Annotated in this window: 19 protein-coding genes; 13 read left to right on the top strand and 6 right to left on the bottom strand. The window is 56.1% G+C overall.

Annotation, left to right across the window (positions count from 1 at the left end):
• Nucleotide 1 precedes the first annotated feature (1 nt).
• Nucleotides 2-1,294, bottom strand: a complete 1,293-nt coding sequence (locus tag DXH95_RS01300) for a sugar MFS transporter (protein WP_115547666.1) — start codon at nt 1,292-1,294, stop codon at nt 2-4.
• Nucleotides 1,295-1,487: 193 nt separating this feature from the next.
• On the opposite strand from DXH95_RS01300, the gene DXH95_RS01295 reads away from it, so the two are divergent.
• From DXH95_RS01295 to DXH95_RS01275, 5 genes are read left to right on the top strand one after another with little or no spacing between them, the layout of a single operon-like run.
• A complete protein-coding gene (locus tag DXH95_RS01295; protein ID WP_239016503.1) occupies nt 1,488-3,638 on the top strand; it encodes an RNA degradosome polyphosphate kinase in 2,151 nt (716 codons plus the stop codon).
• On the top strand, nt 3,635-5,137 hold the full coding sequence (locus DXH95_RS01290; RefSeq protein ID WP_115547664.1) for a Ppx/GppA family phosphatase: 1,503 nt from the start codon (nt 3,635-3,637) through the stop codon (nt 5,135-5,137). Before DXH95_RS01295 ends, DXH95_RS01290 begins: the two co-directional genes overlap by 4 nt.
• Nucleotides 5,138-5,188: 51 nt before the next feature.
• Entirely contained in the window at nt 5,189-6,190 is a 1,002-nt protein-coding gene (locus tag DXH95_RS01285; protein ID WP_115547663.1) for a threonine aldolase family protein, read from the top strand.
• On the top strand, nt 6,187-7,110 hold the full coding sequence (locus DXH95_RS01280) for a DMT family transporter (protein ID WP_239016502.1): 924 nt from the start codon (nt 6,187-6,189) through the stop codon (nt 7,108-7,110). Before DXH95_RS01285 ends, DXH95_RS01280 begins: the two co-directional genes overlap by 4 nt.
• A 53-nt stretch (nt 7,111-7,163) precedes the next feature.
• A complete protein-coding gene (locus DXH95_RS01275) occupies nt 7,164-8,747 on the top strand; it encodes a WS/DGAT/MGAT family O-acyltransferase (RefSeq protein WP_115547661.1) in 1,584 nt (527 codons plus the stop codon).
• Between the two features lie 48 nt (nt 8,748-8,795).
• On the opposite strand, the gene DXH95_RS01270 is transcribed toward DXH95_RS01275, so the two are convergent.
• Both DXH95_RS01270 and DXH95_RS01265 read right to left on the bottom strand, forming a co-directional pair.
• Nucleotides 8,796-9,581 (bottom strand): lipase family alpha/beta hydrolase, encoded by a 786-nt coding sequence (locus DXH95_RS01270; RefSeq protein WP_115549330.1) that lies wholly within the window; start codon nt 9,579-9,581, stop codon nt 8,796-8,798.
• 75 nt (nt 9,582-9,656) lie between these two features.
• A complete protein-coding gene (locus DXH95_RS01265) occupies nt 9,657-10,481 on the bottom strand; it encodes a Rossmann-fold NAD(P)-binding domain-containing protein (RefSeq protein ID WP_239016501.1) in 825 nt (274 codons plus the stop codon).
• Nucleotides 10,482-10,556: 75 nt separating this feature from the next.
• On the opposite strand from DXH95_RS01265, the gene pgeF reads away from it, so the two are divergent.
• The 3 genes from pgeF (at nt 10,557) to DXH95_RS01250 (ending at nt 14,113) form a co-directional block, all read left to right on the top strand.
• Nucleotides 10,557-11,339 carry a peptidoglycan editing factor PgeF gene (pgeF, locus tag DXH95_RS01260; protein WP_115547660.1) on the top strand — a complete coding sequence of 261 codons (783 nt, stop codon included), beginning with the start codon at nt 10,557-10,559 and terminating at the stop codon, nt 11,337-11,339.
• A gap of 1 nt (nt 11,340) precedes the next feature.
• Nucleotides 11,341-12,744 carry an SLC13 family permease gene (locus tag DXH95_RS01255; RefSeq protein ID WP_275401823.1) on the top strand — a complete coding sequence of 468 codons (1,404 nt, stop codon included), beginning with the start codon at nt 11,341-11,343 and terminating at the stop codon, nt 12,742-12,744.
• Nucleotides 12,745-12,808: 64 nt separating this feature from the next.
• Nucleotides 12,809-14,113: a cystathionine gamma-synthase family protein gene (locus tag DXH95_RS01250; RefSeq protein WP_115547659.1), complete on the top strand. Its 1,305-nt coding sequence runs from the start codon at nt 12,809-12,811 to the stop codon at nt 14,111-14,113.
• Here DXH95_RS01250 and DXH95_RS01245 read toward each other — a convergent pair.
• Nucleotides 14,104-14,808: an HAD family hydrolase gene (locus tag DXH95_RS01245; protein ID WP_239016500.1), complete on the bottom strand. Its 705-nt coding sequence runs from the start codon at nt 14,806-14,808 to the stop codon at nt 14,104-14,106. The genes DXH95_RS01250 and DXH95_RS01245 overlap by 10 nt on opposite strands.
• 81 nt (nt 14,809-14,889) lie before the next feature.
• On the opposite strand from DXH95_RS01245, the gene DXH95_RS01240 reads away from it, so the two are divergent.
• From DXH95_RS01240 to DXH95_RS01225, 4 genes are read left to right on the top strand one after another with little or no spacing between them, the layout of a single operon-like run.
• Nucleotides 14,890-15,999, top strand: coding sequence for an ABC transporter permease (locus DXH95_RS01240; protein ID WP_115547658.1), 1,110 nt, complete (start codon nt 14,890-14,892; stop codon nt 15,997-15,999).
• Nucleotides 15,999-16,784 (top strand): ABC transporter ATP-binding protein, encoded by a 786-nt coding sequence (locus tag DXH95_RS01235; RefSeq protein WP_115547657.1) that lies wholly within the window; start codon nt 15,999-16,001, stop codon nt 16,782-16,784. Before DXH95_RS01240 ends, DXH95_RS01235 begins: the two co-directional genes overlap by 1 nt.
• 54 nt (nt 16,785-16,838) lie before the next feature.
• Nucleotides 16,839-17,813: an MlaD family protein gene (locus DXH95_RS01230; RefSeq protein WP_115547656.1), complete on the top strand. Its 975-nt coding sequence runs from the start codon at nt 16,839-16,841 to the stop codon at nt 17,811-17,813.
• Nucleotides 17,810-18,424 (top strand): ABC-type transport auxiliary lipoprotein family protein, encoded by a 615-nt coding sequence (locus tag DXH95_RS01225; RefSeq protein ID WP_115547655.1) that lies wholly within the window; start codon nt 17,810-17,812, stop codon nt 18,422-18,424. Before DXH95_RS01230 ends, DXH95_RS01225 begins: the two co-directional genes overlap by 4 nt.
• 2 nt (nt 18,425-18,426) lie before the next feature.
• Here DXH95_RS01225 and DXH95_RS01220 read toward each other — a convergent pair whose 3' ends face one another.
• Nucleotides 18,427-19,494, bottom strand: a complete 1,068-nt coding sequence (locus DXH95_RS01220) for a class I SAM-dependent methyltransferase (RefSeq protein WP_239016499.1) — start codon at nt 19,492-19,494, stop codon at nt 18,427-18,429.
• A complete protein-coding gene (lgt, locus tag DXH95_RS01215; RefSeq protein WP_115547654.1) occupies nt 19,484-20,353 on the bottom strand; it encodes a prolipoprotein diacylglyceryl transferase in 870 nt (289 codons plus the stop codon). Before lgt ends, DXH95_RS01220 begins: the two co-directional genes overlap by 11 nt.
• A gap of 76 nt (nt 20,354-20,429) precedes the next feature.
• On the opposite strand from lgt, the gene DXH95_RS01210 reads away from it, so the two are divergent.
• Nucleotides 20,430-22,136 (top strand): class I adenylate-forming enzyme family protein, encoded by a 1,707-nt coding sequence (locus DXH95_RS01210; RefSeq protein WP_115547653.1) that lies wholly within the window; start codon nt 20,430-20,432, stop codon nt 22,134-22,136.
• The last annotated feature ends 26 nt before the right edge of the window (nt 22,137-22,162 follow it).

Here is a 22,162-nt window from a genome sequence, read left to right as displayed (position 1 = left end):
TTTAGGCCGGACGCCGGGCAAATATCCCGAACCCTGCGATGATCGCATAGCAAATTGCTGGCAGGATTAGTGCGGCTGCAAGGCTGCCCGTCGCGTCAGCAACGACACCGGTAAGCAACGGTATCACTGCACCGCCGAAGATTGCGACATTGATAATACCCGAACCGTCAGCAGCGCGCGAACCCAGTTTCTCACACGCCAGCGTAAAGATGGTCGGGAACATGATTGAGTTCATCAGGCCGATAGCCAACAAGGCATAGCCCGAGACCGTTCCGCTGGTGTTGGTCGAAATCAGGATAAGGCTGATTGCACCGGTCGACACGAACGCCAGCACCATGCCGGGGCTGACCATGCGCAGAATTGCCGAGCCGATGAAACGACCGATCATCGCGCCACCCCAATAAAGACCAATCAGCTTGCCTGCCGCTTGTTCCTGAAGCCCCATCACATGCGACTGCATCAAATAGTTGACGATCAAAGAACCGATCGAAACTTCAGCACCGACGTAAAGGAAGATGCACAATGCGCCGTAGCCAAAGCGCGGACGCTTCAACAGCGAGAAACCACCGAGCAGGCTGCTGGCCTCGTGCTTTTCACCCTGCAACTTGTTGCGGAACATCCAGACCACTGCCGCAACGATTGCCAGCGCGACGGCCAAGCCCAGATAGCCATTCACTATCGCTTGCGTTTCCGCAGTGCGATAGGCGTCAAGTTCGGGACCCGACAACTGATCGGCACTGATCGAAGCAAGACTACCCAGAATGAGAATGGCACCGAAGAACGGAAAGACCGTCGTGCCCAATGAATTGAAAGCCTGCGCAAAAGTCAGGCGGCTATGTGCAGTCTCTGACTTGCCCAGCAAACTGATCAGCGGGTTCGAAACAACCTGAACGATGACCACACCGCTGGCCAGCACAAAAAGTGCAAACAGAAACACGCCATAAGTCGCGGTTTGCGAAGCCGGAATGAATAGCAGGCAACCCGCCATCATCGTCAGCAGGCCCGCAACCGCCCCGCGCATATAGCCAATACGCTTGACCAACGCCGCGCCTGGTATGCCGATGACGAGATAGGCCGTAAAAAAGCAGAACTGCACCAGCATTGCCTGTGTGTAGTTGAGCGTGAATAGTTCTTTCAGTTTCGGAATGATGACATCGTTAAGCGATGTAATACCGCCAAAAATGAAAAACAAAGCCATAACGAACAGCCGTAATTCGGGCGCATCGATATGGTTTCCTTCGGCCTCCGCCGAATTGCTGTCGCTACTGTTCGAAGCCTGTGGTGCCAAGGCCATTAAAACTCTCCCCGATTATATCCTTAATTATGGACAAGAGCATTATTGTGCCAAATGCGGTACGTCACTGTAATTTCGTATGCACAGACGGATTTTTGCGAAATGTGCAGTGGATGCTGCTACGGAGTAACCGCCGCAAAAGTGTAACAATTGCATGCCACCGAAAAAAAGGAACATCGAGTTGGGGCGGAAGTTGAAAAGCAGGAAAGTCCAGGAACGCGCGGCAAACGCCCGGAATGACCTTGCCCGCCGCTATTTCAACCGCGAACTTTCATGGCTGAAATTCAACGAGCGGGTGCTTGAAGAAGCGGCAAACCCCGCCCATCCCTTGCTCGAACGACTGCGCTTTCTGTCCATCTCCGGATCGAACCTCGACGAATTCTTCATGGTCCGCGTCGCAGGCTTGCGTGGCCAGCAGATGCGCCGGATCGGGGAGCTCTCAATCGACGGACGCACCCCGGGCGAGCAACTGGCAGCCATCATTTCCGCTGCCGACGCCTTGATGGAGCAGCAACAAAAACTGTGGCGTGCGCTGCGCCGCCAGCTGAAACTCCACGGTATCAAGGTCATAACCCCGTCTGCCATTGGAGCAAGCCATATGCAGGCGGTGGAGAAACACTTCCGCGAGCAGATACTCCCTGTGCTGACACCGCAGGCGCTCGATCCGGCGCATCCATTCCCGTTCATTCCCAATCAGGGTATTGGCATCATCTTTGATATGCGCCGAAAAAGCGACGGTGAAACGGTACGGCAGCTTGTATTGATACCATCGTCCTTGCAGCGTTTTGTGCGGGTCCCTGGCAGCACCCACCGCTTTGTCACGCTCGAAGCGTTGATCAAGCGGTTCGTCGGACAGATGTTTCCCGAGCACCGGCTGATAGCCGCTGGTGCGTTCCGCATCATCCGCGACAGCGACATCGAGGTTGAGGAAGAGGCCGAGGATCTGGTCCGCTATTTCCGCACGGCCATCAAAAGGCGGCGGCGCGGGCGCGTAATCCGGCTGAAGTTTGAAAAGGGCCTGCCCGACGAACTCGCGCAGCTTATCCGGTCCGAACTGGGCGGCGGCAGCAACATCATTTCAGAAACCGCCGGCTTCCTCGGCATTGGCGACCTTGCGCAACTCGTCGACGAGGATCGGCCCGAGCTCAAATTCACACCGTACACGCCACGCTTTCCCGAACGCATATTGGAGCATGAGGGCGATTGCTTCGCCGCAATCCGGCAGAAAGACATCATCGTTCACCACCCCTATGAAAGTTTTGACGTTGTCCTCGACTTCCTTCGTCAGGCAGCCCTTGATCCCAATGTCGTCGCCATCAAGCAAACCCTGTATCGGGCCGGCAAGCAGTCCGCCGTGATCAAGGCATTATGCGAAGCGGCAGAAGCAGGAAAATCGGTTACCGCAGTTGTCGAACTGAAGGCACGGTTTGACGAAGAGCAGAATCTGCACTGGGCGGCGCAGCTTGAAAATTCGGGTGTGCAAGTGGTCTACGGCTTTGTCGACATGAAGACACATGCCAAGATTTCGCTGGTCGTACGGCGCGAAGATGGGGAATTGCGAACCTATTGTCACCTCGGCACCGGCAATTACCATCCGGTGACAGCACGCATTTACACCGACCTCAGCTTTTTCACCGCAGACCCCCGCATCGGGCATGATGCCGGGCAGATTTTCAATTTCGTCACCGGCTATATCGAGCCGACCGACCTGAAATTGCTGACGATGAGCCCGCTTGGACTGCGCGAAAAGATTTTGGCGCTGATCGACGATGAAATTGCCCATGTGCAGGAAGGCAGATCCGGCGCGATTTGGGCCAAGCTCAACTCCTTGGTCGACAAGGCCGTCATCGACAAGCTTTACGAAGCGAGCGAGGCAGGCGTTGAGGTCGACCTTGTGGTCCGCGGGATCTGCTGTTTGCGACCCGGGGTCAAAGGCATGTCATCGCGTATCAGAGTCAAATCGGTGGTGGGCCGTTTCCTGGAGCACAGCCGCATCTGGGCCTTTGGCAATGGTGCCGACCTGCCCAATACCAGTGCGCGGGTCTTCATTTCTTCAGCCGACTGGATGTCGCGCAATTTTGACCGGCGGGTTGAATATATGCTGCCCATTGAAAATCCCACGGTCCACGACCAGATCCTTGATCAGGTTATGGTTGCAAACCTGCTAGACAACCAGCAAAGCTGGATGTTGCGGCCTACCGGTCGCTATGAAAGGGTAAAGGCCGAAGGGGTGCCGTTCAATCTCCACCAATATTTCATGACCAACCCGTCCTTGTCGGGTCGCGGTGATGCTTTGGCGGAAGAAAATGACGTGCCCACATTGCGCCTCGTCCGGAAAAGATGACGCCAAACCGCCGCGCGGTCATTGACATCGGTTCCAATTCGATCCGGCTAGTGGTCTATGCCGGTTCTGTCCGGTCTCCCGTGCCCATCTACAACGAAAAAAGCCGGGTCAGTCTGGGTGCCTGCCTGAACGGCGACAGCGTAATCGATGAGGATACGATGGAACGCGCGGTTGGCGCGATTGCACGACTGCACCGCGTCGCCGAAATGATGGAGGTTGATTGGCTTCGCGTAATTGCCACAGCAGCAACACGTGAAGCCAGAAATGGACCAGAGCTTGTAAAGCGCGCCGCCAAACTGGGCATCAAAATAGATGTAATCGATGGGCAGGCAGAGGCACTGGCATCCGGCATGGGTATCATCAGCGAACACCCCGATGCCGATGGCTATGTGGGCGATCTGGGCGGGGGTAGTCTTGAACTGGTCCGCATTAAAAATGGCCAACTCAAAGAGAGTGTATCACTGCCACTCGGCACTTTGCGAATTGGCGAATTCCGGAACATGGCTGCCAAGCAGGTCGCGCAACATATTCAGCAGCATCTTACTACCGCAAATGGTGACGATAAGTTTTTGATTGAACCTGGCCTTCCTTTTTACCTCATCGGCGGGTCATGGCGATCACTGGCGCGCTTGCACATGTTTGTAACCGAATTTCCGTTGGCCGTCTTGTCCAACTATCGCCTGCCGAGTGAGGCACCTGCCGACCTGCTTGAACTCACGCGCAACGCGACAGCCGTCGCAGAAACCAAGGTGGTACCGAGCGGACGAATGGCTGCGTTACCTGATGCCACGTCTTTACTTGCTGGCATCGCGCGGCTGTTCCAACCCTCCCATTTCCTGACCAGTATATCGGGCATTCGTGAAGGCCTGTTATTCGGCAAGCTCAAGAAAGCCGAGCAGCGCGAAGACCCGCTTATTGCTGCCGTCCGTTTCGAAGGTAAGCGGCTGTCCCGATTTTCCTATCATGGAGACGCATTGGCCGATTGGATTGCACCTCTGTTTACGACTGACTCGCCAGAAATGGAACGGCTGCGCCAATGTGCCTGCCTGCTGGCTGACAGCGCATGGCAGGTCAGCCCGGAATATCGTGCCACCCATTCTTTGAACTTTGCTCTCGATGGCAGCTGGCCAAGTATCGGACCGCACGAAAGAGCCATTTTGGCCGCTGCACTGATGGCGGCTCATGGCCAAAAAAACAGCTGGCCGACTATTTTGTTGCAGCTTGCCGAGCATAGGGAACTGATGAAAGCAATGCAGTGGGGACTCGCAATCCGGCTCGCATTGCGGCTCGATGGCGGATCTGGCGCAGCTTTGACCGAAAGCCGATTTGAAGCCGATGCCGGCAAGCTACAGCTTACCCTGAACGGCGATTTTGCACGTCTTCGCAGCGGTTCGGTCGAGCGACGATTGGATCGTTTGGCGATATCGCTAGGGCATGGTGGGAGCGAAGTCGTTTCTTTTGGAGGGCAAAGCCTGCGGCAGCGGCTATTTAAGGGCTGACAAGGCAATCAGCCCCTTGACGCAAAGTGCCTTTTGCCGTTGGGCATCGCGATGCGCTTCTTTTCCGACAATGCTGCCCCGGTGCATCCCAAAATCATGCAAGCCATCGCCGACGCGAATAGTGTCGACACAGCCTATGACGGCGATGCTTTGAGCCAGCGGCTGGATGCGGCATTTTCCGAACTGTTCGAACATGACGTCGCTGTAATTTGGATTTCAACCGGCACGGCTGCCAACTGTCTGGCATTGACGTCGTTAGTACAGCCACATCAAGGCGTCGTTTGCCACCGCGAAGCGCATATTGAAGTCGACGAGTGCGGCGCGCCCGGATTCTACACTAGCGGAGCGAAATTGATGCTGGTGGACGGCGAAGGGGCAAAGATTACGCCGGAAACCGTCGGCGATCTGATTTCGACAATCCGGCCTGATGTGCATCAGGTGCAGGCAGCGGCGGTATCCATCACCAATGCGACAGAATATGGGCTGGTTTACCGGCCTGAAGAAGTGGCAGCGCTTGGCGATATATGCGACGAACGCAAGCTGGGTCTGCACATGGACGGCGCGCGCTTTGGCAATGCGGTCGCGACACTTGGCTGCACGCCTGCAGACGTGACGTCGCGCGCAGGCGTTGACGTCCTCAGCTTTGGCTTTGTCAAAAATGGCGGGATGAATGCCGAGGCTTTGGTCTATTTCGATCCGGCGATGGCCGATGAAGCGCGCTATCGCCGCAAGCGCGCGGGGCATTTGCTTTCGAAGGGGCGGTTTCTGGCGGCGCAACTTCTGGCATTCATTGATCAGGATTTGTGGCTCGACAATGCGAGAGCGGCAAATGCCGCTGCGCAGATCATTGCCGAGGCTGCACCCGAAAGGCTGCTCCATCCGGTTGAGGCCAATGAAATATTCATTCGCCTGTCTGCATCGGAGGCTGCAACGCTCCGATCCCTGGGCTTTGATTTCTACGATTGGGGTGAAGGCTCCGCGCGTCTCGTTACCAGTTGGCATCACCGCGAAGAGGATGTCCAGCCGCTCGCCAACGCCATCGCTGCGCTGTGACCACTTCCCCATCTTCCGCCGCAGCCGCTGAACCCGGCTTGCTCAACCCGCGCATAGCGATCCCCTTTTTGGTCGTCTCTTTGATTTGGGGATCAACCTGGCTGGTGATCAGCGATCAGCTGGGAACGGTACCCGCAAGCTGGTCGGTCTGTTATCGTTTTGCTGTTGCTGCCATTGGGATGTTCCTGTTGTCTGCCGTGACCCGGCAATCGCTGCGCCTTGACAGCACCAGTCTGAAATGGACGCTATTGCTAGGCCTGATGCAGTTCGCGCTCAATTTCAACTTCGTCTACGCAGCCGAGCATCACATAACATCAGGGTTGGTCGCAGTCATTTTCGCACTGCTCATCGTCCCCAATGCTTTGCTGGGCAAATGGTGGCTCGGTCGCGAATTCAGCCGAAACTTCGTTGTCGGCTCCATCATTGCCACCGCTGGTGTCGCCCTGTTGATGGCGCAGGAATATCGCGCTGCGCCGATCGGCGGGCATGAGGTGTTGTTGGGAACGGCGCTAACTCTAATTGCGGTGCTTTGCGCGTCGGTTTCCAATGTTATGCAGGTGGCCCCGTCGATCAGCCGCTATCCCACAACGACAATCCTCGCTTGGTCGATGCTGTGGGGTGCGCTGGCGAATGCCGCATGGTCATTCATCAATCATGGGCCGCCGGTTATAGAGATTCGGGCGGGCTATCTGGGTGGCGTGCTCTATCTTGGCATCATCGGTTCGGTGGTCACCTTTCCGCTCTATTTCGATCTTATCCGCAAGATCGGCCCCGGCAAGGCAGCATATACCAGCGTCCTCATTCCCGTTGTGGCCATGTTGTTGTCGACTTTGTTCGAAGGCTATGACTGGTCGGCACTGGCGGGAGGAGGGGCGCTTTTGGCAACGCTCGGCCTCATCGTAGCCATGCGTTCGCGTTAGACTCGCCAAGCAGCAAAAGCGGCGTTAGTCTCCTCTTCGGAGAGGAGAACATCATGGAGCAGCTAAGCGGGCAGGACGCGAGTTTCGTCTATCTCGACACCCCCAACACGCCGATGCATATCGGTTCAGTGGGGATTTATGATCCTTCAACGGCACCGGGAGGTTTCGTCCGGTTCAAGGACATATTGGCCCACGTTGAGAGTCGCTTGGATAAGGCACGCAGTTTCCGCCAGAAATTGGTCCGCGTTCCCTTCGATCTCGACCATCCTTATTGGATCGACGATCCCAATTTCGACCTTGAATATCATGTCCGCCACATCGCTCTGCCCCAACCCGGCGACTGGCGGCAATTATGTATCCAGGTGGCCCGTCTCCACGCGCGCGGCATGGACCTCTCCAAGCCACTGTGGGAATTCAACATTGTCGAGGGCCTCGACAATATCGAGGGGCTACCCAAGGGCTGTTTCGCACTGGTCGCCAAAGTCCACCATGCCGCAATCGACGGTATGTCAGGGGTGGAACTGTCCGCAGCCGTGCATGACATCGAACCTGTTCCAGTAGACCGTTCTGCCAAGCCCAAATGGAAGGGCGAAAACGAGCCTGCTGTCACCGAAATGCTGATGCGGACATGGATGAATTCGGTCACCCAACCGGTGCGTTTTGCCAAAACGCTGGCACAGACCGTCCCCGGTGCCGCACGGCTGATCCGTGAAGTGGCTGGCGGCGATGTCTCGCTGAAAGGTGCGAAAATGGCGCCTCAGACCATCCTCAACGGGAAGGTAAGCCCGCACCGCGTGTGGGACAGCACAGTGTTACCGCTGGCGGGAGTCAGGGCAATTAAGGACCGCATCGAAGGCGCGACGGTAAACGACGTGATCCTGACGATCATCGGTGGCGGTCTGCGCAAATATCTGCAGCAGCGCAAAGCTCTGCCCAAGGACAGCCTGACTGCCATGGCTCCAATTTCGGTGCGCGCAGACGGTGAAAAGGAAGCATTGGGTAACCTTGTTTCGGCCATGCTCGTGCAACTTGGCACGCATATCGAAGACCCGATGGAAAGGCTGGCCTTCGTCCGCAAGGAAGCCGTGAATTCCAAGGCGATGACCAATGCGGTCGGTGCGCGGACGCTGACCGAATATAGCCAGTTCATCCCTTCAGGCCTCGCCGGCCTGGGAGCGCGGCTCTATTCGCGCCTTGGCGTTTCGAACCTGCATTCGCCGGTGTTCAACGTGGTAGCGACCAACGTCCCCGGACCAAGGGTTCCACTGTTTTTTGCGGGAGCCAAGATGGTCCGAATGATGGGCACCGGGCCGATTTTCGACGGCATGGGAATGATCAACGCGATCTACAGCTATGGCCCGGATATCGCGATTTCCTTCACTAGCGACCGCGAGATGATCCCCGATCCGGCAAATTATGCTGCGGCGTTGAAGGAGGCATATGAGGAACTTCTCAATGCCAAACCAAAAGCGGAAGCTTCGGCGAAGCCTGAAGCGAAAGCCGAACCTGCACCAGCGAAAAAAGCGGCTGCGAAACCTTTAGAGACCAGAGCTGCGCCAAAGAAACCGGCGGTGAAAAAGCCTGCAGCGAAAGCTGCAAAACCGGCCGCCAGAGCAAAATCCAAGGCCAAAAAGTGAATAGGCCCGGGCATCGACCCGGGCCACATTCAACCTATAGTGGAAAAATCAGTGCCCTGACGAAGGGTAGATCAAGCTTTTGAGCCCACCACGCTCGAACGGCGTCCATTCGCCTTCAGGCAAAGCCAGCCGGTCGGCAATCGCCCACAACACGGTCGGGTTCACGCCCAATCCGCAATGGCTGCCCTTGACTTCGATATTGTCGGTCTGCGGTGCCTTGGGTTCACGGCTGTTCTGCCATGCAACGACGCCGTCCTGACGCGAGAAAATCGCGGTAGAGGGCACCGGCGGCACTTCATGGCTTTCCGCCAGCTGCGCCTGCACATCGGGATCTTCGATATTGTGCCCGGTCAGCATTTGATAGGCACGCCATGCATTGGTCGATTTCGGGCTGCCAACAATAGGGGAACCGAGCGAAATCACCTGCCGCACCATATCAGGTCGGCGGCGCGAGAGTTGGCGCGAAAGCGTTCCGCCCAATGACCAGCCGACAAGGCTAACCTTGCGTCCCGTTTCCGCATATATCTGCTCGAGCCGTGCGATCAGATGCTCGCCATTATGGCCAATAGCTTTGGGCCCCAGATTGCGGCCCAGTTCCCAATGGAACGCATTATAGCCCAGCTTGTCCAGATAGGTTTGCAACGGCTTCATCGAAAATTCGGTGGCCATGAAACCGGGCAGCAACAAGACCGGATGGCCATCGCCCTTGGGTGCTTGCATCAGGATGGGGCTGGCCCAGGGCATTGAACCCAATTCAGCCATTGCGCGAGGCAATTCGGTCAAAGCGAGAAACAGCGACGGACGCGAAACGTCTTCAATAGCGGCAGTTGCCAATAGCACTCTCCTGCGAACATTTTTGCCGGTTCTGCGCCGGATTTCAGGAGAGGCTGACGGAAGCGGGAGTCGCCGTCAATCGGCATTTTGGCCAAAACTGTGGAATAGAGCCATAAGCCCTTGTTTATAATCCCTATATTGCGGATGCCATCCCAATACTCTTTTGGCCTTGCGGTTGGAAATTCGCCTGTTTTCGGCGTAAAAGGCTGCTGCCATGGGCGATAGCGCTGCCTGTTCGAGCGTTTGTAGAGGTGGCGGTTCCATGTCCAAAAGCAGACTGGTAAACTCGATCACAGCGTTTTGACTGCAAGGAAAATCATCCGCCAGATTGTAAATGCCGGGTGGCCCGGAAAAACTTGCAATAACGCCTGAAACGATATCATCGACATGGACGCGGCTGAATATCTGGTCGGGCAAATCAATGCGATGTGCCTTGCCTTCGCGGACCCTTTCCAGAGCGGAGCGCCCGGGTCCGTAGATGCCGGGTAGCCGAAAAACGCGCACATCGTCCCGGAGCTGCTGCCATTCCAGATCCGCAGTTGTTCGCGCGCTGCGCCTCCCTGAGCCGGTAAGCGCGGTTTCATCGACCCATGCGCCTTGCGTATTTCCATAGACGCCGGTCGACGAGAGATAGCCGATCCAATTTGCCGGTGCGGCAGCGATGGCCGCACCATAGCGATCGAGCACAGGATCGCCCCCTACGCGTAGTGGCGGCACCGAGGATAAGATGTAGCTCGAGTCGGAAAGTGCGTTGAGGACGGCCACTTCATCGTCAAAAGCAATCGCTGCGAGCGATGCTGTCCGGCTGGTGCCAACCACCTCCCAGCCTTCGCTGCGCAACTGCGCAGCCAATCGGCTCGCCGAATAGCCCATTCCGAAAATCAGCATCTTGCCAGTCATAACCTGTCTGTCCCTTCTTACTCGGCCATCGTCAAGCATGTTGCCAATGCGAGGCGACGCTGCGAATAGGGCAGCATGGAGAGGGACGCCAAGGACAAGGTCGAAGTTTTGCGCAGCAGGCTGCTGGGTGACGTTCCGCATGGATTTCTGGGGCGCCGCGGCGGTGTTTCGGAAGGCATCCATGCCGGGCTGAATGTCGGGCTGGGTTCGGATGACGACCGCGAGGCGATACTCGCAAACCGGCGCCGGGCGGCTGATGCCGTTTTACCTAATGCAGAACTGGTTACAGTCCATCAAATCCATTCGCCTGATGTCATAACCGTGACGGAAGCCGTCGCTTTGGACGCACGACCCCAAGCAGACGCGATGGTCACCAACAAACCAGGGCTATTGCTCGGCATATTGACGGCCGACTGCGTGCCCGTACTTTTCGCCGACGACAAAGCTGGCGTCATCGGCGCCGCACATGCCGGATGGAAAGGCGCGATTTCGGGCGTCACTGACAACACTTTGGCTGCGATGGAGGCATTGGGTGCCGATAGGAGCCGCATCGCCTGCGCCATTGGCCCGTGCATCGCCCAGAAAAGCTATGAGGTCGATGATGGTTTCTACCGCCGCTTTGTCGAGGAAGCCGACGAGAATGAGCGCTTCTTTGGCAGCGGGAAACCGGGTCATTGGCAGTTTGACATTGAGGGCTATGTCGCCGCTCGATTGGCGGTGGCAGGTATAACCAAAGTCGAATGTCTGGGTGAGGACACCTATTCGCAGCCAGATCGCTTCTTCAGCTATCGCCGAAGCTGTCACCGGAATGAGCCAGGCTATGGGCGCGAAATTTCACTGATCGGATTGCGGGGCTGATGTGACGACTAAGAGCTTGGGTCTTTGGGGCGGGATTGCAACATTCCTGTTGATGCTGCTTATCGGACCACCTGCTTCGATGGGTGCGCCAGCCTGGCATGTCGCGTCACTTACCCTGCTGATGGCGATCTGGTGGATGACCGAGGCCTTCCCTCTGACGGTAACGGCTTTGCTACCCTTCCTAGCCCTGCCCCTGATGGGCATCATGAGTGCCGGAGATGTCGCGAAGGAATATTATTCGCCAATCCTGTTCCTGATTTTGGGAGGAGCCTTCATCGCGCTCACGGTCGAGCGGACCGGAATGCATCGGCGAATAGCGCTCTGGATATTGAGCTTTGCCGGTCAAAGCCGTTTTGGCCTGCTGCTGGCTTTCATGGCTGCAACGGCATTCATCTCGATGTGGATTTCCAACACCTCTACGGCGCTTATCATGATGCCCATAGCTCTGGCTGTGCTTGTCGCGGGCGGCGTATCAGAAGACGAAACCGATGGCATGGCAGGCGCTCTGGTGCTGGGCGTAGCTTTCGCGGCGTCGCTCGGCGGACTGGGAACATTGGTTGGATCGCCAACCAATCCGATTGCTGTCGGCCTCATAGAAAAACAGGTTGGGATGAACATCAGCTTCGCCGACTGGTCTTCATTCGGCATCCCGATATTGCTGGTTGCCGTTCCGTTGGCAGCTTTGGTTCTGGCCAAAGTGCAGAAAATCGAAGCAACCGCATTTGACCCGAAAGCAGCACGCAGTGCGATTGGAACGCAGGGGCCGTGGACGATTGCCGAAAAGCGGTTACTGCCGATCATCCTGCTGGCGATTGCGCTCTGGCTCGCGCAGCCCCAGCTTGAAGTGATGCTTCCAAAGGGATCGGTGACGGACGGCACCATCGCCATCGCCTGCTCGCTGCTGTTGTTCCTCGTCCCAGATGGCAGCGGTCGGCCCCTTCTCAACTGGAAAGAAGCCGACCGTGCGCCCTGGGCAGTGATCATGATGTTCGGTGGAGGTCTGGCACTGGCAGCTGGCATCAGCGAATCGGGATTGGCCGATTGGCTCGGAGAGGCGCTCAAGCCACTTGCTGGTGTGCATCCGCTTATCATCGCGGCGGCAGTTACCGCTCTCGTCATTCTCATCACCGAATTTGCAAGCAATGTCGCCACCGCCAGCGGCGTGATGCCGGTGATTGCGGGGCTGGTCGCGGCGACAGGTTCGGACCCGTGGCTACTTGCCATGTGCGCCTCGATTGCCGCAAGTTGGGGCTTCATGATGCCTTCGGGAACCGGGCCCAATGCTATCGCATGGGCGACCGGGCATGTGGCCCTCCCCCGCATGCTGCGTGCCGGGGTGCTCATCGACCTGTTCGGGGTTCCGCTGATCGTCGGTGTCGTCTGGTTTATCGCGACCTTTCACTAAAGACGTGTAATTTAGTTTCAATTGAAACAAATATTGCTAAGGCCAGCGTCTAGGAGATTGACGCATGACCGATGCCACCACGCCCCGTCGCAAGGGCAAATCGCCGATCAAGAAAATCGGCGGACGTACCCTCAAACCTTCAACACTGATGATGGGGCACGGCTTTGATCCGGTGCTATCCGAAGGCGCGCTGAAGCCGCCGATCTTCCTGACTTCGACATTTGCATTCGAGAATGCAGCGGCGGGAAAGCGCTTTTTTGAACATATCACCGGAAAGCGCAAAGGCCCGGCCGATGGTCTGGTCTATTCGCGTTTCAACGGGCCCAATCAGGAAATCCTCGAAGACCGTCTGGCGGTCTGGGATGGCGCGGACGATGCGCTGGTTTTTTCCAGCGGTATGTCGGCGATTGCGACTTTGCTGCTCGCACTGGTCAGCCAGAATGACGTGATCGTCCATTCAGGCCCGCTCTATGCGGCAACCGAAACGCTGATCGCCCGCATCCTTTCACGCTTTGGCGTTTCCTTTGTCGACTTTCCCGCAGGTGCCAGCCGCAAGGAGATCGACAAGATCCTCGCCTCTGCGCAGAAGATGGCGAAGAAAAAGGGCGGTAAGGTTGCGTTGGTTTACTTGGAAAGCCCCGCCAACCCCACCAATGCCTTGGTAGATGTCGAAGCCGTCCGCGCCGCGCGTGATGCCGCATTCCCAGGCGATCAAAAGCCCGCCATTGCCATCGACAACACCTTCCTCGGCCCCTTGTGGCAGCAGCCCATCAAGCAGGGCGCGGAGCTGGTGGTCTACAGCCTCACCAAATATGCTGGTGGCCATTCGGATCTGGTTGCAGGCGGGGTTTGTGGTACCCAAGCGCTGATTGATGCGATCCGCCCTATGCGCAACACCATCGGCACAATCTGCGATCCCAACACCGCCTGGATGCTGCTGCGCAGCCTCGAAACGCTCGAACTACGGATGACGCGCGCGGGGGAAAATGCAGCCAAGGTCTGTGCTTTCCTTAAAACTCATCCGAAGGTTGTCGGTCTCGGCTATCTGGGCATGATCGAAGACAAGGCGCAGCAGGATATCTACAACCGCCACTGTACTGGCGCAGGTTCAACCTTTTCGGTGTTCATCAAGGGTGGAGAGAAAGAAAGCTTCCGCTTCCTCGATGCACTCAAGATTGCCAAGCTTGCGGTAAGCCTCGGCGGCACCGAAACGCTTGCAAGTCACCCGGCAGCAATGACCCACCTTTCGGTTCCGGAGGAGCGCAAAAAGGCGCTGGGTATCACCAACAATCTGGTGCGCGTCTCGATCGGTATCGAAGACCCTGACGACCTGATCGCCGATTTCAAACAGGCACTTGATCAAGTCTGAGGATCGCCATCGCGCCAATCCAATATTTGCCACCCTTTCTCCCGTGCCAGCCGCTCAAGCGGCGGGTGCGGGTTGGTGGCAAAGGCTTCGTCCGCGAAGGAGAGCAGCGGCGCATCGGACACATGGTCGGAATAAGCGCGAATTTGGCATTGCTCGCGGCTGAGGCCTTCCGCTGCCATCCACGCCTTCACCCTTTCGAGCTTGGCTTCGTCATAGCAATTATGACCGTCAATCCGCGCGAGCACATGGCCGCTGTCGCTAGTCGCCAATTCTGTGGCGATAACATCGTCGAAACCAAGCCGTGAAGCAATCGCGTCGACATACAGGCGGTAGGAAGCGGTGGCGATGACATGCCGATAGCCTTCGGCCTTTTCGGCATCGATCCGCCATTTGGCTTCCTGATAGACATTACGACCGAGGACGAGATCAGCATGGCGTTCAAGGTGACGTGCGAACTGCACCCGAGGGACTTTGCGTCCAACCAACAGAGTTTGAGCAAATTGCTTGAGCTGGCTGCGATCCCAAAACTTAACTGCGTAAAGCAGCAATCCCAATGGCAGAAACGGAACGAGCGCCAATCGCCAGGGTGATTTGTACCATGCCATATGCATCAGAAAGCCGTTATAGGTCGCGCGGCGCGTGACCGTTTTGTCCATGTCATAAATTGCGATGCGTATCTTGGGCGCCATAGTCATCGCTTTTAGCATAAGGCTAGTTCATTTTTTGCAAAGCCTTGAAGCTTGTTATGCGGGGAAGAATGCGCCAATCATGGCGTTATGGCGCAGCCTGCAGACTTTATCGAAGAGCAACTGCCCGAGGGAGGAACGGTCCTGCGCCTCGGTGGGACGCTGGCCATTGCCCACATCAATGATTTGGACGAACGGCTGCGCGCTCTACGCGAAGGCGTGATCCAGATTGATCTGACCAGAATAGAGCACATCGACACTGTCGGAGCTTGGCTCGTCCATCGCACGGCGCGCGATCAGGGAGCGACAATCATAGGCGCAGATTCGGATGCGCAGCGATTGATAGCTGCGGTCAGTGGTTCGGACGATCAAACTGTAGAAGCACCCCGATTGTCGCCTGTGGTGCGGGTCTTCGAAGAACTGGGTGAAGCTGTTTCCAGCACAGCGCGCACTTTTGTCGAATTTGTCGGCTTTATCGGTCAATGTGTAAAAGCAGTGTTCAACTTACTGCTCCACCCCCGAAGATTGCGCTTCCATTCGGTAATCCAGCATTTCGATATGGTTGGCGTTCGTGCATTGGGTATCATCGGGCTGATGAGTTTCCTGATCGGTATCGTCATTGCGCAGCAAGGTGCGGTGCAGTTACGCCAATTCGGGGCGGAAATTTGGACTGTAAACTTGATCGGTCGGCTAACGATGCGCGAACTTGGCGTGCTCATGACGGCCATCATGGTTGCAGGCCGGTCAGGCTCGGCCTTTGCAGCGCAAATAGGCACCATGAAAATCACCGAAGAGGTTGATGCAATGCGCACCATCGGCGTTGTACCCGTGGAGGCGCTCGTCATCCCTCGCGTGATTGCGACCGTGCTGATGATGCCATTGCTCGGACTATATGCTTCGCTTGTTGCGATCATTGGCGGTGGATTATTCTGCTGGATGACCCTCGACATGCCGCCCACAACATTTGTGCAACGCATAAGGGAGGTGACACCTCTGACCGATTTCTATGTCGGCATGGTCAAGGCCCCGGTATTCGGCGCAATCATAGCACTTGCCGGATGCTTTCAGGGGATGCGAGTCCATGGCAACGCGGAACAGGTTGGCCTTAAAACAACTGCAGCGGTCGTGCAGGCGATATTTCTCGTTATCGTACTTGATGCCTTTTTCGCCGTATTTTTCACCGAAATTGGTTGGGACTGATGGCGGAAATCGATCCTGTCATTTCGGTCCGCGGTTTGCGCAATGCGTTCGGCGATCAGGTCATTCACGATAATCTCGATCTCGACGTTCGTGCTGGAGAGATACTGGGTGTTGTAGGCGGGTCAGGTACTGGCAAATCCGTTTTGATGCGTTCAATCATTGGCTTGCAGGAACCCGAAGCAGGCGAGATTACCGTTTTGGGCACGTCTATGCGCGGCAAAGAGGAGGATGAAGCCTTCGAGGTGCGCAAGCGCTGGGGCGTCATGTTCCAGGGTGGGGCACTGTTTTCGACTTTGACAGTCGCTGAAAACGTCCAGGTGCCGTTACGTGAATTCTACCCTCAATTCGACCGCGAATTGCTCGAAGAAATCGCTCGCTACAAGATTCAGTTGAGTGGCCTTCCGCCCGAGGCAGCGCACAAGTACCCGTCAGAACTTTCGGGCGGCATGAAAAAACGGGCTGGTCTTGCGCGTTCGCTCGCGATGGATCCCGAGTTGCTGTTTCTTGACGAACCGACGGCCGGCCTTGACCCGATTGGCGCATCCAAGTTCGATGAGCTGACCCGCAGCCTGCAGGACACATTAGGCCTGACGGTGTTCCTTATCACGCACGATCTGGATACGCTTTACGCGATTTGCGATCGCGTAGCCGTAATCGCTGACAAGCGGGTGATCGCTATAGGCAAAATCGATGAGCTTCTCTCTACCGACCACCCGTGGATCCACGAGTATTTCTCTGGCCCGAGAGGGCGTGCTGCCCGGCTGGGTCATGAGCGTCAGATTTGAACCAAGGAAATAGCACATGGACAAAAATACAGAGCAGAGGCCATAAGGTAGACGATGGAAACTAAGTCCCACTATGTCCTGGTCGGCGGGGTAACGCTGCTGCTGTTGGCGGTGCTCGCAGGCTTTACCGTCTGGCTGTCCCGCATTGGCGATGGTGCGAAGACCGAATATGACATCTTCTTCCAGCAGTCGGTTAGTGGCATTGCCAAGGGCTCTGGCGTCACATTTGCAGGCGTTCCGGTGGGTCAGGTTAAAGATATCAAATTGTGGCGGCCTGATCCGGATTTTGTCCGAGTGCGCATCGCTATCGATTCAGATACGGCGATATTGCAAGGCACGACCGCAACAATCAGCGGCATCGGCTTTACCGGCGTTTCGGAAATTCAACTTGATGGTGCGATCAAAGGTGCGCCAGCGATCGTATGTCCTGCAGAAAATCCGAAGAGCGAATGCCCTGCGGGACGGCCTGTCATCCCGACAAAGCCCGGGGCTCTTGGTGAGATTTTGAACAGCGCACCATTGCTGGTCGAACGGTTGTCAACGCTGACTGAGCGACTGAATATAGTGCTGTCGGACAAGAACCAGCAGTCGATTGAACAAATCCTCAACAATGTCGAAAATCTGTCGGGTTCACTAGCGACGCAAGCGCCTGACTTGCGGGCTGCCATTCAGGAATCACGCGCAACCTTGGCTAAAGCCGGAGCAGCGGCCGAGCAGCTGACTGCCCTGTCAGCCAATGCAAATACGTTGCTCGACAATGAAGGTAAGCCGATGATGGCGGAGCTTCGCAAAACTCTGAGGTCCGCCAATGGTAGCCTTTCAGCTTTGGAAACGTCACTGAACAGCGCTAATCCCGCTCTCGAAACCTTAAACACACAAACGCTTCCAGAGATTAATCAACTTGCCCGCGATTTGCGCCGTTTATCGTCATCGCTGCAGTCGGTGACCGAGCGGCTCGACCAGCAAGGTGTAGGCGGGCTTGTATCTGCACCCAAACTCCCCGACTATGAGCCGGGCAGGAGTAAATGATGAAAAGCCATCGCCGGTTCAAAGAGCTAGGTTCTATTTTCGTAGCAAGCTGCGGTGCCTTTCTTCTCTCCGCTTGTGTCAGCTTGGGATCAAAAGCCCCGATCTCACTGCTCACTTTGTCATCCGATGCAGCCGTGAGTCCCGGCGCTAGCAAAATCGGAATGCCCAAGGACGCTCTCGTCATATTGGTGCCGGAAGTGCCGCGGAAATTGGATACCAACCGAGTGCCGGTTCAAGTCGATGCGGGCAATATCGCCTATCTGAAGAACAGTGTTTGGGCGGATAAGCCGGCCATATTGTTTCAGCAATTGATCGCTGAAACCGTTTCAGCCAAAAACGGAACGCTGATTCTCAGCGAGGTCGAAACCTCCGGCAAGGCCGAACATTTCCTGTCGGGCCAGCTTGTCGAATTCGGAATCGATTCTGCCGCCATGGAGGCCATTGTCATCTTTGATGCGGTCAAGATTAGCAAGGGCAAACCAGTTGAGAAGCGGCGCTTTCAGGTCCGCGAAGCAGTGGCCCAGATCGAACCTGGCGATGCGGGGGCTGCATTAAACAGTTCAGCCAACAAAATCGCTGCCGAAATCGCAAACTGGCTGGCAGCAAACTGAACTCAAACCGAGGTTGCAAATCCTTCAGGGGTTGGCCAGTCCGGGTGAGTTACCGCCAGCACTTTGAATAGGCTACCCATTTCAGACGGCTCAACCAGTCGATCTCGGGCGCTTTTCAATTCCTCAGCACACTCCGGCGAGCCAGCTGCCAAACTAGCCATTCGGGCTTCGATTCCTAAAGCTGATAGCCATTGACCTTGCTCGGCTGGACCACTGACTCTCAATCCTCGCATTCGCGCGAGATTTGCTAACTCGACGAAATTGACATGCGCGGTCAAATCCTGTGTCCCTGGATTCTCGAACGGGTCGGCAAATTGATGTCCCTTGACCGCCTGCAAGCTGCTCCCTAGTCCCGGCAAAACATACCCATAGTCGATCACCAAAATTGCGCCGCCTTGGTGAGCCAATCGGCCGGCTAGTTCGTACATGATAGTGCTTGCATCCGGGCATGTCTCGTAAATGCTCGGACTTGGGGCGTTTCGAAATTCTGCGGGGACATGGGCATCCATTGCTTGCAGACCGGGCGTTGCCAAAAATTTGTTGCCACGGTCACGCACGACCACTCGTTCTCGCCAGCCGGCATGTGTTGATACCAATTGCCGAACTGGCAAGGCATCAAAAAACTCATTCGCTACGATCAGCAAAGGTCCATCGTCAGGGATCTCATCAATTGTGCTACAAAAATTCGATCGCTCAACTTTAGCCGACTGAATTTCGCGCAATGGCGCGCTCGTCTCCACAAACCACGATTCCGGTTCAAGGTTGAACTGCTTCATCGAACGGAGCGCATCTGCCGCCAGCGTCCCTCGCCCCGGGCCCAATTCGATATATTTACAGTCGGTTCTACTTCCTGAACGTATCCACAGGTCGGTCAACCAAAGGCCGATAAGCTCGCCGAACATCTGGCTGATTTCAGGCGCTGTAATGAAGTCGCCTTGCGCCCCTAGCGGATCACCGCTTCCATAGTAGACTTCGTTTGAGACGCGCATAAATTCGGCCACGCTGATCGGCCCACTAGCCTCGATTTGCCGCGCCAATCGCGCGCTCAGATTCTGGGCTTCAGGCGACACTTTCCGTCCCAGCGACCGGCTCGACCCGCTGCCTGCGCCTCTTTGCTGTCACGACCAGATAAATGCCCAACAGGATCATGGGAATCGTGAGCCATTGCCCCATGCTAAGACCCGTCTGTTCGACAACATGCTGGAGATGCGCGTCCGGCTCACGCACAAACTCTATGCAGAAACGAGCGATTCCGTAAATCAATGCGGCCATGCCAAACAAGAATCCCGGCTTGTAGCGGGCGTCAGTCTTGAAGAACAATGGCCACAAAATTGCCGCCATCAGCAGCCCTTCTGCACCAGCTTCATAAAGCTGACTGGGATGCCGTGGCATATCACCGCCATTGGGGAAGATGATCGCCCATTTGGCATCCGTGACCCTGCCCCACAACTCGCTGTTGGCGAAGTTTGCAAGCCGCACCAAGAACAGCCCGAAAGGAACGCAGCACGCAATATAGTCGCACATACGCAAGAAAGAGAGCCCATGTTTGCGCGCCATTAGCCAAATTGCAAATATTGTGCCCAGCGTTCCGCCATGCAGCGACATTCCGCCTTCCCACAACTTGAAGACTTCCAATGGCGTTGCCAGCATGCCTGGCTGATAGAACAGAATATAGCCAACACGCCCGCCCAAAATGATGCCAAGCGTCGCATATAAAATCATATCGTCAGCATGTTCGCGCGACATTGGGGATCCGGGTTTGCGGATTAGTTTCGTCAGCAACCAATATCCCAGCAAAATGCCGAACAAATAGCCGAGCGAATACCAGCGCAGCTCAAAAATTCCGAGGTCCAATGCAACCGGACCTATGCCCAGATCGGTAAATTTCAGATAGTCACCTGCAGCCGCAGCGGCCGTTGCAATAAACAAGTCGCATCCCCTCTTGGATTTGCGCACCTATATAGCCAAAAGGGGCGCATAAAAAAGAACAAAGGAGAGATTCGCCATGCCGACAGCACTTGATCTGGCAATTGACAGCACCGTCGCCCGCCTCATGGAAAATGGTGGTCCATTGTCAGTGGCACATGTCGAGAAATATGGCGTGCAAATTCCCATGATTGCGCAAGCTCCGGCAAATTTGCGCGACTATTTCGACATGTTCTGCGCGCTGAACGCCGACAAGGAATTTCTGGTCGACGGCGATATCCGCCTTACATTCGCGGAATGCCACGCAGCAGCTCGTGCTTTAGCGGGAGGGTTGAGTGAAGGCCATGGACTTCAGGTCGGCGATCGTGTGGGCATAGCAGCCCGCAACTCGGCCAACTGGATCATCGCCTATATGGCCATATTGATGGCAGGCGGGGTCGCGACACTGCTCAATGGCTGGTGGCAGGGCAGCGAGCTGGCCGAGGGCATCCGCATGGTCGGATGCAAATATGTACTTGCCGATGCTCAGCGTGCCGCAAGGCTAAAGGGCGAAGACGTTGGCAAAGCAGATCTGCTGATTTTTGAACATGACTGCGTTCCGCTTGAAGGGCTGAAAGTCCTGCTCGCAAAGGGCGGAAATGCGGAGACGGCTTTGCCGACTATCGCTCCCCTTGATCCGGCAACAATCCTTTATACCTCAGGCTCGACCGGTCAGTCAAAGGGCGCCTGGTCCGATCACCGCGGCGTTGTGCAGGGCGCTATGAGCTATGTTGGCCAGACATTGGTGTTTTTCGAGATATTGGCGTCGACCGGCGAAGCACCGACCATGCAACCAGCCACATTGCTCAATGTACCATTGTTCCATGTGACCGCAGCAGTTCCCGTATTGCTGCAAAGCTTCGTTATAGGTCGCAAGCTTGTGATGATGCCAAAATGGGATGCCGAGCATGCCATGCAGCTGATCGAAAAAGAAAAGATTACCTATTTTGTCGGCGTTCCGTTGATGAGCATCGAAATAGCAACGCATCCCAACCGCCTGAAATATGATCTAACTTCGTGCACGGCCTTTGCCGCAGGCGGAGCGCCGCGCCCGGTTGAGCATGTGAAACGCATCAAACAGGAAATGGAATGGGGCTTCCCGCTACTCGGCTATGGCCTCACCGAAACCAATGGCGTCGGTTGCGGGAATTTCACCGAAAATTATCTGGCGAAGCCTTCTAGTACTGGTCCCGCGACGAAACCGCTGGTTGATCTCGCTATCCTTGACGACGATGGCATTAAAATGCCGCAGGGCGAGCGGGGCGAGGTATGCATCCGCTCTATCGCCAATTTCAACGGCTATTGGGAGAATGAAGAGGCAACCCGCGCTGCCTTCACATCCGACGGCTATTTTCGCACCGGCGACATTGGCTATCTGGACGAGGACGGCTATCTGTTCATCGTCGACCGTAAGAAAGATATCATAATCCGCGGCGGTGAGAATATCAGTTGCCCAGAGGTTGAAGCAGCAGCCTATGAACATGATGCAGTCGCCGAATTGTCGGTCTTCGGTATTGCGGATGACCGCTATGGCGAAGTTCCGGGACTGGTTTATTTCACCAAAGAAGGAAGCGAGCTTTCGCCCGACGAACTGAAGAGCTTCCTTCAGGCCAAACTTGCCCCATTCAAGGTACCAGTTCACTTTTGGCGCGTGCATGAGCCGCTTCCGCGGCTCGGCACCCAGAAGATCGACCGGGTTACACTCCGTCGGGAATATAATGCTAAGGCCAAGGAACTCGAAGATTAGAGCTTTCTCCTCTGCCCCGCTTCTTT

Source organism: Sphingorhabdus pulchriflava, assembly GCF_003367235.1.
Classification (GTDB): Bacteria; Pseudomonadota; Alphaproteobacteria; order Sphingomonadales; family Sphingomonadaceae; genus Sphingorhabdus_B; species Sphingorhabdus_B pulchriflava.
The sequence above is the reverse complement of the archived record's forward strand: the minus strand, read 5'-3'. Positions and strand labels throughout refer to the sequence as shown.